This window comes from Mycobacterium sp. 012931, assembly GCF_000419295.1.
Lineage (GTDB): Bacteria > Actinomycetota > Actinomycetes > Mycobacteriales > Mycobacteriaceae > Mycobacterium > Mycobacterium marinum.
Genome location: NZ_AOPX01000001.1, coordinates 3485225 through 3498957, shown reverse-complemented (window position 1 = coordinate 3498957; position 13733 = coordinate 3485225). Strand labels below are relative to the sequence as shown.

The following is a 13733-nucleotide window of genomic DNA, read 5'->3' as shown; positions in this document are numbered from 1 at the left end:
TCACCACGAGCCAAGCGAGCCGCTGCGCCGCTGATCGGCGAGGATTTCGCTGATGACATGGCGGGCACTGCCGGCCAGCTGAGGGTTGGTGGTCTGGTAGTAGGGAAGGGCAACGAGGGCGATCGACAAAGCCCGACCGCAACCGCGTGCCCAGGTTTCCGCGTCTACCCGCAGCATGGTGCGGAACTGCTCGCGCGCCGGCGCGGACAGCAGATTCCACGCGGGGATGAGGTCGACACTGGGGTCGCCCACGCCCATCAAGCCGAAATCGATCACCCCCGCCAACCGGCCGTCGACGGTCAGGATGTTGAACGGGGACAGGTCGCCGTGGAACCACGTCGGCGGCCCCGCGTACCCGGGGATGCGCAGCGCTCGTTCCCACGCGACGGTAACGGCATGGACGTCGAGGCGTCCGTCCAGCATCGCCAACGCGCCGCGGACCTGCTCATCCTGCTCGGCCAAGGGCTTTCCCCGCGCCGCGTCCGGCCCGCCTGCGGGGTCGATGCGGCGCAGGGCGCCGATGAAGTCGGCCAGGTCCCGAGCAAGTCCGATGGGTTCGACAAGCTGGCCGACCTTCGGATTCTCACCGATGACCCAACGGCAGATCGACCACGGCCAAGCGAACCCCTGCACCGCGGCACCCAGCCCCACTGGGACCGGGCTGGCAACGGGCAGCTGCGGGGCGATTCGACCGAGCCAGCGCTGCTCGGTTCGCAGGCTCGCCACCGCCCAGTGGATCCGCGGAAGCCGAACCGCCATGTCGGTTCCGAGCCGGTACATGGCGTTGTCTGTGCCGGCCGAGTCGATCGGTGTCAGTGGCAGGTCCGGCCAGTGCGGGAATTGGGTGGACACCAGCCGCCGGACCAGCGATGCGTCGATGCCCCCTCGTCGGCGTGCATCTTGGCGGCGGGAGCTCTCAGCCGCTTCTCGAACCTGATACTGCCGTCGGGTAGATCCCCGGCCGCGCTCCAGCCCAGTTTGCGGTAAAAGCCGGCGGCACGACTCGAGCCGTCGGTAGTCAGCCAGATCGCCGCGTGCCGTTCAAACAGCGTTGCTTCCACGCGCCGCATCAACGCGCTTCCCACACCGCGACCCTGAAACTGCGGTCGAACAAAGCAGGCGAACACGCTGCCGGCGGTCGCATCGGCCATCGTGAAACCCGCGGTGACCCCGTCGACATCTGCGACCCACAGGCACGGCGAGGCGCGCATGGCCTCTCGCACCGATTCTTTGGTGATGCCGAGTTCGGCGAGTTGCTCGAGCGACAGATGGTTCTCGGTGACACTGGTGCGGATCTCGAACACCGCGTCGATATCGGCCTCGCCGGCGATCCTGGCCCAACCCCCCCTGCTGAGGGTGCGCCCGTAGCGGTCGAAGACGTTTCCGTCCGGTTCGCGGATCCGGCTGGTGCGGCCAAAGCCAGCCCGCAGCGCGACCCGCGCCGAAGCCGAGTTCTCCGGCTCCACCTTGACCACCGCAACGGTGGCATCCAGCTGTGCCGCATAGCGGCACACCAGGTCGACCGCGCGGGTGGCCAGGCCGCGCCCGCGCCAGGCCGGGTAGAGGCCGTAGGCGACGTTGACCTCGCCGAAGGCCAGTCCCTCACCGGCAAATCGCAGTTCGACCGTCCCCGCCGGAACCTGCTGCGGCCCCACTCGGATCGCGAAGGCCCGCAGTGGTCCGCCGGTAGCCCATTGGTCACGGCAGTGTTCGAAGTACGCCGCCGCGCTGTGCTGGGTCACCACCCCGCCGCTGAGCCAGCGCGCTGTCAGCTCGTCTTGGCCGGCGACGTGCGCACTCACCTCATCGGGACGAAACGGCGAGAGCGTGACCGTGCCATCCGATAGCGGTGGGTCGACCATTCAGCGATTGTTGCCACCGACGTGTGCCGGGGCAACCGAATATTCCGGGGGGCCGCAACGCATCTCGCACCAGCAGCGATATCACGGCCGAATGTCCGTGTACTGCAGGGTGTAGCCGTCGCTGGAAAACGTGAAGCCTTGTGCGCTCGTTTCACTTGCACAGGAGACACCGACGGATTCCTGAAAGTTGCACCGGAAACCGGCCGCATCGAGGACTTCGTTGAAGGGCAGAACCTTCGCCGGCTCAACAGCCGCAAAGGATTGTGCCTTGCTCAGCACGGCGAAGTGCGCCTCACCGGTCTCCCCGACCACGATCGCATTCGGCGCGTCGGTAGTCCCATCGGAGTTGGTCACCGTGTCTGGCGCACCGTGGATCCCGATCGCCGAACCACTGGCAGACTGACAACCGGCCTGGACATGGGGCAGGATCGCGCAACGCCAGCGACCGCTGGGCGACTCGAAGTAGTAGCCCGCGCGAGCGCTGCCGGTGTCCAAGAAGTAGTCGGCCGCGTTCGCCAGCTGCAGATTATTACTGGGAGTCGGCAGTGTGGACGTAGAAATCGTGGTGCCGGTTGGCGCCGGAGAGCTCTCTCCGGTGGTAACGCCCGGCCCATCGCCACACCCCGCCGTGCTCGCCAACAACAGAATTGCTGCCCATCTCCCGACGCCGGTACCGCTGATTCGCATACGGCCATGGTGGCATTACCGCGCCCAAGGCGGCCCCGGCTGGTCGAGCCGACGGTGCTGAACTTCGCACCGGCATGCGGTCGTGCGCTTTCACAGACTCGTCACCTGCCCCATGATCAGCGGCGGTGGCGCCCCGGCGTGCGGATCGGCGCTGGCCTTGTAGAACGCCGGCAATGCGCCGGCCGCGGCGACGTATTCGGCATCAAGTTTCACCCGATACCACTGGATACCCATCGATGCAGAGATCTGCGGGTCGGCGCTTCCGACGTTGACGATCTCGGTGACCCGCACGCACCCCACACGTTGGTCCATGCGTAATGAGAACTGCGCCAGCCCGTCTCGGTCGTGATCCGGCGATGTTGCGCCATAGATCGCACGCATCGGCCGGCCCAGGTACCCCCAAGCCGCGCCGTAGTCGCGGTCGTTGACCGCGTTGAAGTAGTCCACGATCACCCGCTCGCCTTCATCAACGGGCCTGGTGACAGGCCTGCCGCCGGCGCATCCGACCTCTGCCGATGGCCGCCCGCACAGCGGGTAGCCGGCTCCGAACAGTGCCGTCACCGCGACCAATGCCGCACCGGCCGCGAGCCTGCCTCGCTTCCGTGAAGGGCCCACGGCAACCACGATAGGGCCGTGGTGCGAGCGGGCAGGCCCCAGGGCTCCGGCGTTCCCTGGGGCAGGCCCGCACCGTGCCGGTCAAACAGCAACCGTTCTAGGGACCCCAAATCATGAGATCTTCCATTCCATTGTTCATCGCAACAATGGTCGGAGCCGGACCGGTGACATCGAAGTAGATCTTCCCGGTCGATGATGCACCCTGTGGGATGGTGGCCCCGCTAATGGTGTTCGGGCCCGACGCTTGCCACAGGACTCGGTAGTTGACCCCGTCCGCGGTGCGAGCGTTGAACTGAGAAATCGCCGGAGTGACCGGGCCGCTGATTGCATTAACGGTGGCAGTGGCTTCCCAGACCTGGCCGGCTACCGGGTAGCCGGGGATCACGTCTGAGCTGGATTTGAGATCGCTGACTGTCCAGCCGAGCACAACTTGACCAACGGAGTCGGTCATCTTCAACTCACTGCCGAATTTGCCGGTGATCGGATATGCGGCGAATGCGATTGGTGCAGTGATGGTCGCGATGGTCGCAATTGCCACGACGGCCACCGCCGTCTTTATCATCGTGGTGAGCTTCATTGGTCCTCCTCCACTATTTTTTGGAGCGATCACGCCGTTCAAACTTCCCGGCATGACTAACTCTAGGTCTTAAATGGCGTATTGCTCCCCACAATTTGGGAGCAAACACCACAGCCCACCTGGCCCAAGTACCTCGCCGATACGGCGGACAGACGCCGAAGAATCTGTAATGTGGCCGTCGAGAAGACCTCTGGCAGACAACAATCCGGGCACGGGAATCAGGAGCACGAATGGTCGACTTGCCGCGCAACGAGCAACCGTTCGGCGGAGTTATCAACCCGGTGGGGGCCGACTCCACCCCGGTCACCCCGTCGATCGACTATCCACCCGACGGGGCTCCCAACGTCGTTGTGGTGTTGCTCGACGACGTTGGGTTCGGCGCCCCTCCGACCTTCGGCGGACCAGTGCCTACCCCAACCCTGGACCGCATCGCCCAAGCCGGCTTGCGCTACAACCAATTCCACACCACCGCACTTTGCTCGCCCACCCGCGCCGCGTTGCTGACCGGCCGCAATCACCACAGCGCGCATATGGGGACGATCTGCGAGATCGCCTACGGGTTCCCCGGCTACGACAGTGTGCTGCCGCAGAGCACCGCCACCATCGCACAGATCCTGCGCATGAACGGATACAACACCGCACTGTTCGGCAAAGCGCATTTCACTCCCACCTGGGAGATTGGCCCGGCGGGCCCCTTCGACCGGTGGCCCACTGGCCTGGGATTCGAACGCTTCTACGGTTTCCTGGGCGGCGACACGTCACAGTACGAGCCCGCGTTATTTGACCAAACCACGCCGGTTGAGCCATACGTCGGGCGCGACGACTACCACCTCACCGAGGATCTTGCCGACAAGGCGATCGAGTGGATTCAGCGGCAACAGACATCCGCGCCGGACAAGCCGTTCCTGCTCTACTTGGCACCCGGCGCAACGCACAGTCCCCACCACGTCTGGCCAGAATGGTCGGACCGGTTCGCCGGACAGTTCGACGAGGGCTGGGACGCGCTGCGCGAGCAGACGTATGCCCGCCAGCTCGAGAGGGGAATCATTCCCCCCGGGACCCAACTAACACCACGACCCGAACAAATTCCGGCCTGGGCGGACTACGACGATCGGTACAAGCCGGTGGCGCGTCGCCTGATGGAGGTTTATGCCGGTTTTCTGGCCCATACCGATGCCCAGATAGGCCGTGTCGTCGATGCGATCGACGACCTGGGGCAGTGGGAAAACACCTTGTTCATCTACATCTGCGGCGACAACGGCGCCTCGGCCGAAGGAACGGTGCACGGCGCCTGGAGCTCTCCTTCGTTTCAAAACGGGTTGCCCGAGGACCCCGAATGGCTGCTGGCCCACTTGGCCGATTTCGGCACGGTGCGCTGCGAGAACCACTACAACGTCGGCTGGGCCTGGGCGCTGGACTCACCGTTTCAGTGGATGAAACAGGTGGCATCCCATTTCGGCGGAACTCGCAACGGGATGGCCGTCTCCTGGCCCCGCGGGATTACCTGCGCGGGGGAGCAGCGCAGCCAGTTTCACCACGTCATCGACGTCGTTCCGACGATCTTGGAGGCCGCCGGAATCGAGATGCCCGAGCGCGTCAACGGTATCGAGCAGAAGCCGATCGAAGGTGTGAGCATGCGCTACTCCTTCGACGAGGCCGATGCCCACAGCCGACGCCGGACCCAGTATTTCGAGATCTTCGGCAATCGCGCCATCTATCACGAAGGTTGGATCGCGTCCTGTTTCCATGGCCGGCTGCCGTGGGTCCGCACCCAGCGAACCAACCCCTTCGGCGACTCCGAGCGCTGGGAGCTCTATCACCTCGCCGACGACTTCAGCCAGGGGGTAGATCTCGCCGAGCAATACCCGGACAAGCTCGCCGAGCTGCAGGCCGTGTTCGACACCGAAGCGCGCAAGTACGACGTCTACCCGCTCAGCGACGCGAGGCTGGCCCGCGCGCTGCCCGCTAACCGGCCGAACCTGCACCTCGGCTACTTATTACCCCAGCCATGTGCGGATCCCCGAGACCTCGACGCTGCCCTACACCAGCACCTCATTCGAACTGCGGGCGCAGCTGCAGATCCCACGCGGCGGCGCCCAGGGGGTGGTCATCTGCATCGGTGGGTCAATGGGCGGGTGGAGCCTGTATCTGCAAGACGGCATCCCCACGTTCGCCTACAACTACTTGGGCCACGAACTCACCACGGTCGCCGCCACCGATCCGCTTCCCGAGGGCCAGATAACCCTGGCGCTTTCGTTCGACTACGACGGCGGGGGACTGGGGAAGGGCGCGTTGGTCACCTTGCTCGTCGACGGCACCACGGTGGCCAGCGGACGCGTTGAGCAGACGGTTCCGTTCCGATTTTCAATGAGCGGAGAAACCCTCGATGTTGGACTCGACACCGGCTCACCCTTCGCGCCCTACGAGCACAGTTTCCCGTTCACCGGCCGTATCCACCGGATCGATGCCAGTGTGAGCCCGCGTCCGGCCGACCTTGCCGCCGCCCTTTCCGACATCGAGATGCGCGCGGCACTGGGCTCCCAATAGATCGCGCTGGTCGGTGGCCTACACCGCACCCGTCGGTGATCAGCGGCAACGCACCCACCGCGTTGCCGTGCTGCCTGAAGCGCTCGCATCGTTAGTGGCTCAAGTTTCACAACCGAACCTGGACACCGGCGCCAGGTTTGGCCCCATCGGCGCGCGAGTCGGCAACATGGCTTCCTACGTGCTTTTCGTGTTGCTTGCCCTGAGTACAAATCTGCTCGTGGTAGCCATGGCCGCACTGTTCCCTGATCAGTCGCGCGCCCTGCTGGACCGGATCCAGCGCTGGCTGCAGGACAACGACAGACCGATCATGATCGTGGTGGGATTGGGGTTTGGGATCTGGTTCGGATTCAAGGCCCTGCACGGCCTCGGGGTGATCTAGATCCCGCAGCCCAGCGATGCGCCAACGGACGGCCAGTCACGATGGTGAGGTGACCGCGCGTCGGCGCGTCCACAACGTATAGAGCATCCCCAACACCGCGGTGAGCAAACCGTAGAGCGCCACGGCGGCGTGCTCGTCAGCGTTGGGAAAATTGGCCGACGCGATCGCCAACGCGGTCGCGGGATGGCGGCAGCTGCTGGCGAACGCCAACACCGTCGACGATTCCCGGTCGGGGCCGCCCAAGAGATGACCAATGGCGAAGGTGCCAGCGATGAATGCCAACATGGCCACCAAGGTCGATTCACCGATGAGCTTCCACATCTCGGGCGCAGCTGAGATCAGCAGCGCAATCATTGCGATCGGCAGCACCCACTTCTGCGCGCGCTGGATGGGCGGCGCGATGCGGGTTGCCGCATCCGGCCAGCGCGCTCTGATCGCCATCCCGGCGCCCAGCGGGACCAGCACAGATATGGCCATCAGCTCTCCGATGGCCCCGGGTCTGGAGACGAGTTGGCGCCCGAAGATGTCATCGAGCAACATCGCGGCCACGGTTAGCACGGGAACGACGAGGACGGCGAGGATGATGACCAGACCCAGGGCGTACTGAACGTGCCCGCCCGCTTTTTCTCCGCGACGCGGCAACAACGGGGGCAGCGGTGACAACGACAGTGTGACAAGCGCAATCGCAATTTGTGGACGCAGCTCCAGCAAGCGAACGAGCAGTATTGCTAGCACGGGTGCAACGATCAGCACGGCCAACACCGAACGGGCCAGCAGACCCGGGCGTCTCAGCACACAAAGCACGTCGGAAAAGTGTGCTGTCAACCCGTAGCCGAGGATCACCACGAACAGGCTCAACTGAAAGGCGATCTTCGCCGCTTCGACCATCGTCACCGCGCCAGCTTGCCACGACCGGCAGATCGGTGAGACCTGAATGCGTTGCCGGCTAAAGCAATAGCGAGCCTATGGGTGCCAAAGCCGGACCGTAACCAGGTAGAACACCACGGCCCAGGCCCCGTTGACCAGCACCACCAACAGCATTCCGCCGACGTTGGTACGCGGCTGACGAGCGCTGGCCTTCGGCCTGAGCCACCACCCGATGATCGGCATGCTGTAGTAGGGCATGGTGATGTAGCTCATCACAAAGCTCGACAACAGGTTGCCCACCAGCATCCCCAACCACAGTGGCATGCGCAGCGGACTGAGCAGCATCGTCAACAACACCACGGTGGGGTAGAGCCCTAACCACACCGCCACCGAAGTCTTGAAATCCGAAGGTGGCGGGGCTGTCTCGTCACCGAGTACGAACCAGCTGCCGAATGACTGATCGATCTTGCGCATCTTGTAGTCCCGGAAGTGCGGGTGGTGCATGAGCTGCTTGCGCGCCTCCGACGTCAGCCAGGCATCCAGATGCTCGGCGGTGTCGAATCGATAGCAGATTGTCCACTCGTCTTGGATGCCAGCGACCGGGCGGAACATCTCGGCACCGCGAAAGCCCGCGAACTTGCTTTCGGCTGCCACGATGTCCTTCTGCCAAGCCAGGAACTCATCCACCCGTTCTTCGGGAACCCGGTGCGACACAACGACGGTCATCAGCGAGTCATCAGCCTCGGTACTGCGTGCGATCACCTGACAGCTGGCTGGTCCCGCAAAAATCCCCGCCGCCTCACTGACCATGGGCTGGCGGCTGGAACTGTCCAACCAACTTTTCGCGTTTGGAGCCGAATCGAAGCGATAGACGGCAATCCACTCGGACTGCGCCCCGCCGGGTGGCCGCAGCTCGGAGCCGAGGTAGCCCGGATAGTGCGAAAGCCCCTTGTGAAGCTTCTGCTGCCAAGCGACGTAGTCGTCTTCGCGACCGGAATGTATTGCCTGACCGATCATCACGGTCACCGCGTTGTCACGTGGCTCGACCGCACGGTAGGACCCCGACCGGTCGCCGCCGGGCGCCTTCTGTCCCATCAACAGCTGCCTTCGTTCGCGCTACGGCCCCGGACATCGCCTGGGGTTGAGTCGGAATATCGCAACTCGTGGTTGTGCCCGCCTGCCCGGCCGGCGCCAACCGATACACCGCCCAGCCGAATCGCCATGGCCACGGACCGCTCAGGTGTCATCGTTTGTTCCCGTCAACAACTGTTCCCACCAACAACAATCGGTTCAGGCCGGTGAACTTCGGCTCAACCCTAGCGCGATGGCGCCACGCCGACCGGAAAACAATCCGAAATTGGAATCCAAATTGGTACGGCCGAACCAATTGTGCACCGCTGGAGCATGTTCGAGCTGGTCGTGTCAACTTTACGTAGACCCCTCCCATGTCAATCATTCTGCTCACGCTGATGTTAGAGTGTCGCGTGCCCAAACTCGTGATCGACCGCGTATCTATAGCAACCGTTGACCCCAAGGCCGCCGAGTTCTCCGAAGGCCACATCATCGTCGAGGACGATCTGATCGTCGCGGTTGGCGATGGACCCGCGCCCGAGGTCCCCGGCGCAACTGTCATCGATGGACGCGGTTGCCTGGCAACTCCCGGATTGGTCAACACCCACGAGCACCTCTATCAGTGGATCACCCGTGGTTACACCCAGAAGGGGACCTTGTTTCAGTGGCTGACCGAGATGTATCCGGTGTGGGGACGCCTGGACGCTGAGCTGGAGTTCGCTGCCGCCAGCGCGGGGCTGGCCGGGCTCGCCCTGACCGGTTGCACCACGACCATGGATCATCACTATGTCTTCCCGCATGCCGGGGGAGACATGCTGGGCGCGGAGATCGCCGCAGCAAAGCGCATCGGCGTCCGCTTTCATCCGACCCGCGGCTCGATGGACCTCGGCGTCGCATCGGGGGGACTCCCGCCGGAGCACACCGTCGAAGACATCGACACGATCCTGACCACCTGCCAAGACGCCGTACGCGAGCACCACGACCCCACGAAGGGCTCGATGGTGCAGATCTCCCTTGCTCCCTGCTCACCGTTTTCGGTCACCGGTGAATTGATGAAGCAGTCCGCGCTGCTGGCCCGCGACCTTGGGGTGCGGCTGCACACTCATCTTTCGGAGACCGTCGAAGAAGACGAGTTTTGTCTCGCCCAATTCGGTTCCCGGCCAGTTGATTACGTGGAATCGCTGGGCTGGCTGGGAAGTGACGTCTGGATGGCGCACTGCGTGCACCTGTCCAAGGGCGACATCGCCAAGCTCGCCGCTACCGGAACCGGGGTAGCCCACTGCCCGACCTCCAATGGCCGCTTTGGCGCGGGGATCGCCCCGATCCCCGAACTGCTGGCCGCCGATGTCGCGGTCGGATTGGGCGTGGACGGCGCCGGCGCCGAACACCGTGGGCTGGCCAACGAAATGCGCCAGGCCGCGCTGGCGGCCAGATTCCGACTGGGCCCGCAGGCGCTCGACGCGCGCGAGGCCTTGTGGATGGCGACCGTTGGCGGCGCCCGGTGCCTGGGCCGCGACCAAGACCTCGGGTCCCTCGAGGTCGGCAAGCTGGCCGACATCGCACTCTGGCAGCTGGACGGGCTCGGCCATTCCGATGTCGAAGACCCGGTATGGGCGCTGATCTATGGTCCGCCTGCGCCGTTGCGGCTACTCCTGGTGGGTGGAAACACCGTCGTCGAAGACGGCGAGTTGCGCACCGCCGACACCGAGACCTTGGCAACAGACGCCAAGAACGCCGCGGTGACTCTGCGGGAACGCGGCTAGGCCTGGCCGGCGCCGGCCACTGAGCCCCTCGGCGGACCTGCCAGTAGCCCTCAGATCCCTTTTGACGCAAATCCATTGGGAGCTGTGGGATCCGGGGGATCCGGCTAGCCGCAGCCCGTGCCCGTCGCCGAATGAGGAACGCCGCCAATGCCGAGTTAGGGCCGCTTGGTGCTCAGTCGGCGACGGACGGCGCAGGACCCAGCTCGGCAGCGGGTTGGCACCCCAAGTCATAGGGGTCATCGTCGGGTACTTCCCGACATGTTGGCCGACTCGGCGGGGGGGCGTGTTCGTTGCGTTCGCGGGGGCCGCAGCGCTCCCGCTCCGGCGCGGGCCGGCTGGCTCTCGGCATTTCGCTGACTCGTCCATGGTCGTCTCACCCATCTGGCCCGCGGCTTTTTCGGAACCGATGCCGGCGCCCGTCACGGTTGGGCACCGGCTGTGATCGCCGACTCGACGGTCTCAGCACTGAGTTCCTTGGTGCAGAAGAACCAGTCTTCGCATTCAACGCCGTCGACCTGACCTTCCATGCGCTCTTTCGCCGTGCCGCACGAGCCCGCGGGGGGCACGATCACCGGGTCACCCGGGCGCCAGTCCGCCGGTGTCGCGACGTCGTAGTGATCGGCAGTCTGCAGGGCCTTGATCACGCGAAGGAGCTCGTCGAAATTGCGGCCGAGGCTGAGCGGGTAGTAGATGATGGCCCGGATCGTGCCGGTGGGATCGATGACAAACACCGCTCGTACGGCCTTGGTCGAGTCCTCACCAGGCATGATCATCCCGTACTTGCCGGCGATCTCCATCGAGACGTCCTCGATGAGCGGGAAGTTGACCTGCACATCGTGCATGTCGCGAAAACTGATCTTGTCCTTGATCGTTCGCAGCCATGCGATGTGGCTATAGAGCCCGTCCACGGACAGTCCGACCAACTCGGTGTTGTAGGACGCGAACTGCTGCTGCATCGACGCGAACGTGATGAACTCGCTTGTGCATACGGGGGTGAAGTCGGCCGGATGAGAGAAGAAGATGACCCACTTGCCCGCATAGTCGGCCGGAAAATTGATGGGCCCCTGTGTGGTGACAGCGGTGAACTCCGGAGCCGGATCGCCGATTCGTGGCATGACTGCGGCTGGGGCCGGGGTGTCGGGGATGGTCATCGTGATGATCCTTTCGCGTATCTCAGCCCGTTCAACAAATACCCATAGGGGTATATTCCGGGCCGTCCGAGTTTCCACACATCGGGGTTGTTGATGGCCGGCGCCGCAGCGCGGGGTGACCGCCGACAACCACGATGGGACCAGGCACGATGCCGATAGTGCTAGTAGGGTGCGGGAGTGCCCGAATACCAGCCGACCAAAGACTCGGTCGCCACCCATCGTGTGCCCGACTGGTTTGAGAACGCGAAGTTTGGCATCTTCATCCACTGGGGTCTTTATTCGGTGCCGGGGTGGGCCCCACTCGAGGCCGACACCCAAGAGTTGATGGCCACCAGGGGGCCGGCGTACTGGCTCAAGCACAACCCCTATGCCGAGTGGTACCAGAACACCATCGGAATCCCCGGCAGCCCGTCGCAGCAGTACCACCTCAAGACCTACGGCTCCAACTTCACCTACGACGACTTCAAGCCGATGTTCAACAAGGCGGTCAAGCAGTTCGATCCCGACTCCTGGGCCGATTTCTTTGTCCGGGCCAACGCCCGCTACGTGGTGCTCACCACCAAGCACCACGGCGGATTCACCATGTGGCCCAGCCGGCATCCCTACCCGCACAAGGACTCCTGGCATGCCGGCCGCGATCTGGTCGGAGACCTGACCAGCGCGGTCCACGACCGGGGCATGAAGATGGGCCTTTATTACTCGGGTGGCTACGACTGGACGTTCAACCCGACCGTCATCACCGACCTACCGGGGATGGCATCCTCGCTCGTACAGACCGACGAGTATGCGCAGTACGCCGACAATCACATCCGCGAGCTCATCAACCGGTACCAGCCGTCTGTGCTGTGGAACGACATCGGCTACCCACCCAAGTCGAACCTGGCCGAGTTGTTCGCGCATTACTACAACCAGGTGCCCGACGGTGTCATCAACGACCGGTGGGCGCAGTTGCAGCTCCCCAGGGTCCCCGGAATGGAGCCACTGGTCATGGGCGGGCTCGGTCTGGCCAACGCATTGTGGCGGTTGCTGCCCGACCGGGTTCGGGTCTTGGACTTCCCGATCAACTTCCACTACGACTTCCGCACCCCGGAGTACGCCCAGTACGACGAGATCAAACCGTACAAGTGGGAATCGACCCGCGGTGTGGGCAACTCGTTCGGAAACAACCGCCAAGAGGGTCCCGACCAGATGTTGACCCTCACCGACCTCGCCCGCGGCTTCGCCGACCTGGTGAGCAAGAACGGAAACCTGCTCCTGGGTATCGGGCCCTACCCGGACGGCACCATCCCCGAGTTGCAGGCCAAGCTGCTCGCCGATTTCGGCGCGTGGCTCGACGTGACCGGCGACGCCTACTTCAACACCCGCCCGTGGGCAACCGCGCAAGCCACCGCTACAGATGGAACCCCGCTGCGCTTCACCCAAAAAGAGGACGCCGTGTATGTGACGTTCCTGCAGGCCCCCGGCGAACCCCGGGTCGGGTTGCGTGGACTCACCGGCACTTCGGATACCAAGGTCGAGCTACTCGGCGGTGGCACCCTCGAACATGAATGTGCCGACGACCGGATCAACGTGACGTTCCCCGACCGATTGGACGTCTGGCCTGCCTACGCCCTCAAGATCACTCCGAAACCCCATCTGCAAGCTTGATCCCGGCTTCGCCCAATCCGGTGACTTTGGCCTCTAACCAGCCAGCACCGGGGTAGCCGATCATGACGGCATGACAGTTCGCGGCCGACTGTCGCCTAGGAGCCTAGGAGCCCTCATGATCGATTTCTCTTTGGACACCGAACATTCCATTCTCCACGTACGGCCCGAAACGGCGCTGGACAAGGAAGATTTCGTCAAGCTCGCTGAAGTGGTGGATCCTCATATCGAAGCGACCGGCGATCTTGCCGGGCTGATTCTCAACGCCCCGTCCTTCCCCGGCTGGGACAGTTTCGGAGCGATGGTCAATCACTTCCGCTTCATTCGGGACCATCAGAAGCACGTGAAGAAAATCGCCGTCGTTACCGACTCCCACCTCGGGGATGTCGCCGAGCATCTGACATCGCATTTCGTGTCGGCTGAGGTGCGCCACTTTCCCGCCGGCCAAGTCGAACAAGCACAACAGTGGATCCTGGGTGGATCCTAGACGGATTGATGCTCGTAATACCCTGCGCTGCAACGTTGATCGCCGCGTTGCGGGTTCGGGGTCGCTGGATGGGACCGACCCTG

The 13733-nt window shown here is 64.0% G+C and carries 12 protein-coding genes and 2 pseudogenes; 6 read left to right on the top strand and 8 right to left on the bottom strand.

The genetic code is table 11. From position 1 onward, the window contains the following. The 5 genes and pseudogenes from MMSP_RS28575 to MMSP_RS15415 form a co-directional block, all read right to left on the bottom strand. Window positions 1–1304, bottom strand: a pseudogene (locus tag MMSP_RS28575) (GNAT family N-acetyltransferase). Window positions 1305–1475: 171 nt separating this feature from the next. Continuing rightward, window positions 1476–1862 (bottom strand): annotated as a pseudogene (locus tag MMSP_RS29870) (GNAT family N-acetyltransferase); the annotation flags it as partial. 81 nt (window positions 1863–1943) lie between these two features. Beyond that, window positions 1944–2549 carry a hypothetical protein gene (locus tag MMSP_RS15425; protein ID WP_036426566.1) on the bottom strand — a complete coding sequence of 202 codons (606 nt, stop codon included), beginning with the start codon at window positions 2547–2549 and terminating at the stop codon, window positions 1944–1946. 90 nt (window positions 2550–2639) lie between these two features. Then, window positions 2640–3164: a hypothetical protein gene (locus MMSP_RS15420; protein WP_235065764.1), complete on the bottom strand. Its 525-nt coding sequence runs from the start codon at window positions 3162–3164 to the stop codon at window positions 2640–2642. A 97-nt stretch (window positions 3165–3261) separates the two neighbouring features. After that, the gene (locus tag MMSP_RS15415; RefSeq protein WP_012394541.1) at window positions 3262–3741 is read right to left on the bottom strand and encodes an MPT63 family protein; all 480 of its coding nucleotides are present in this window, start codon (window positions 3739–3741) and stop codon (window positions 3262–3264) included. 230 nt (window positions 3742–3971) lie between these two features. On the opposite strand from MMSP_RS15415, the gene MMSP_RS15410 reads away from it, so the two are divergent. From MMSP_RS15410 to MMSP_RS15405, 3 genes are all read left to right on the top strand, one after another. Beyond that, entirely contained in the window at window positions 3972–6083 is a 2112-nt protein-coding gene (locus tag MMSP_RS15410; RefSeq protein ID WP_020787378.1) for an arylsulfatase, read from the top strand. A 25-nt stretch (window positions 6084–6108) separates the two neighbouring features. Next, window positions 6109–6288, top strand: a complete 180-nt coding sequence (locus tag MMSP_RS28565) for a hypothetical protein (protein ID WP_020787377.1) — start codon at window positions 6109–6111, stop codon at window positions 6286–6288. A gap of 94 nt (window positions 6289–6382) precedes the next feature. Continuing rightward, window positions 6383–6667, top strand: coding sequence for a GAP family protein (locus MMSP_RS15405; protein ID WP_235065762.1), 285 nt, complete (start codon window positions 6383–6385; stop codon window positions 6665–6667). 36 nt (window positions 6668–6703) lie between these two features. Here the strand turns inward: MMSP_RS15405 and MMSP_RS15400 are convergent, their stop codons facing one another. Both MMSP_RS15400 and MMSP_RS15395 read right to left on the bottom strand, forming a co-directional pair. Beyond that, entirely contained in the window at window positions 6704–7555 is an 852-nt protein-coding gene (locus MMSP_RS15400) for a bile acid:sodium symporter family protein (RefSeq protein ID WP_223161554.1), read from the bottom strand. Window positions 7556–7630: 75 nt separating this feature from the next. Next, entirely contained in the window at window positions 7631–8629 is a 999-nt protein-coding gene (locus MMSP_RS15395) for an antibiotic biosynthesis monooxygenase (RefSeq protein WP_020787374.1), read from the bottom strand. Window positions 8630–9018: 389 nt separating this feature from the next. Between MMSP_RS15395 and MMSP_RS15390 the strand changes: the two genes are divergently transcribed. Then, window positions 9019–10368, top strand: coding sequence for an 8-oxoguanine deaminase (locus MMSP_RS15390; protein WP_020725360.1), 1350 nt, complete (start codon window positions 9019–9021; stop codon window positions 10366–10368). Between the two features lie 419 nt (window positions 10369–10787). Here MMSP_RS15390 and MMSP_RS15385 read toward each other — a convergent pair whose 3' ends face one another. Continuing rightward, window positions 10788–11519, bottom strand: a complete 732-nt coding sequence (locus MMSP_RS15385) for a peroxiredoxin (protein ID WP_020787373.1) — start codon at window positions 11517–11519, stop codon at window positions 10788–10790. A 177-nt stretch (window positions 11520–11696) separates the two neighbouring features. On the opposite strand from MMSP_RS15385, the gene MMSP_RS15380 reads away from it, so the two are divergent. Then, entirely contained in the window at window positions 11697–13166 is a 1470-nt protein-coding gene (locus tag MMSP_RS15380) for an alpha-L-fucosidase (RefSeq protein ID WP_020787372.1), read from the top strand. A gap of 115 nt (window positions 13167–13281) precedes the next feature. Continuing rightward, the gene (locus MMSP_RS15375; RefSeq protein ID WP_015355594.1) at window positions 13282–13650 is read left to right on the top strand and encodes an STAS/SEC14 domain-containing protein; all 369 of its coding nucleotides are present in this window, start codon (window positions 13282–13284) and stop codon (window positions 13648–13650) included. The last annotated feature ends 83 nt before the right edge of the window (window positions 13651–13733 follow it).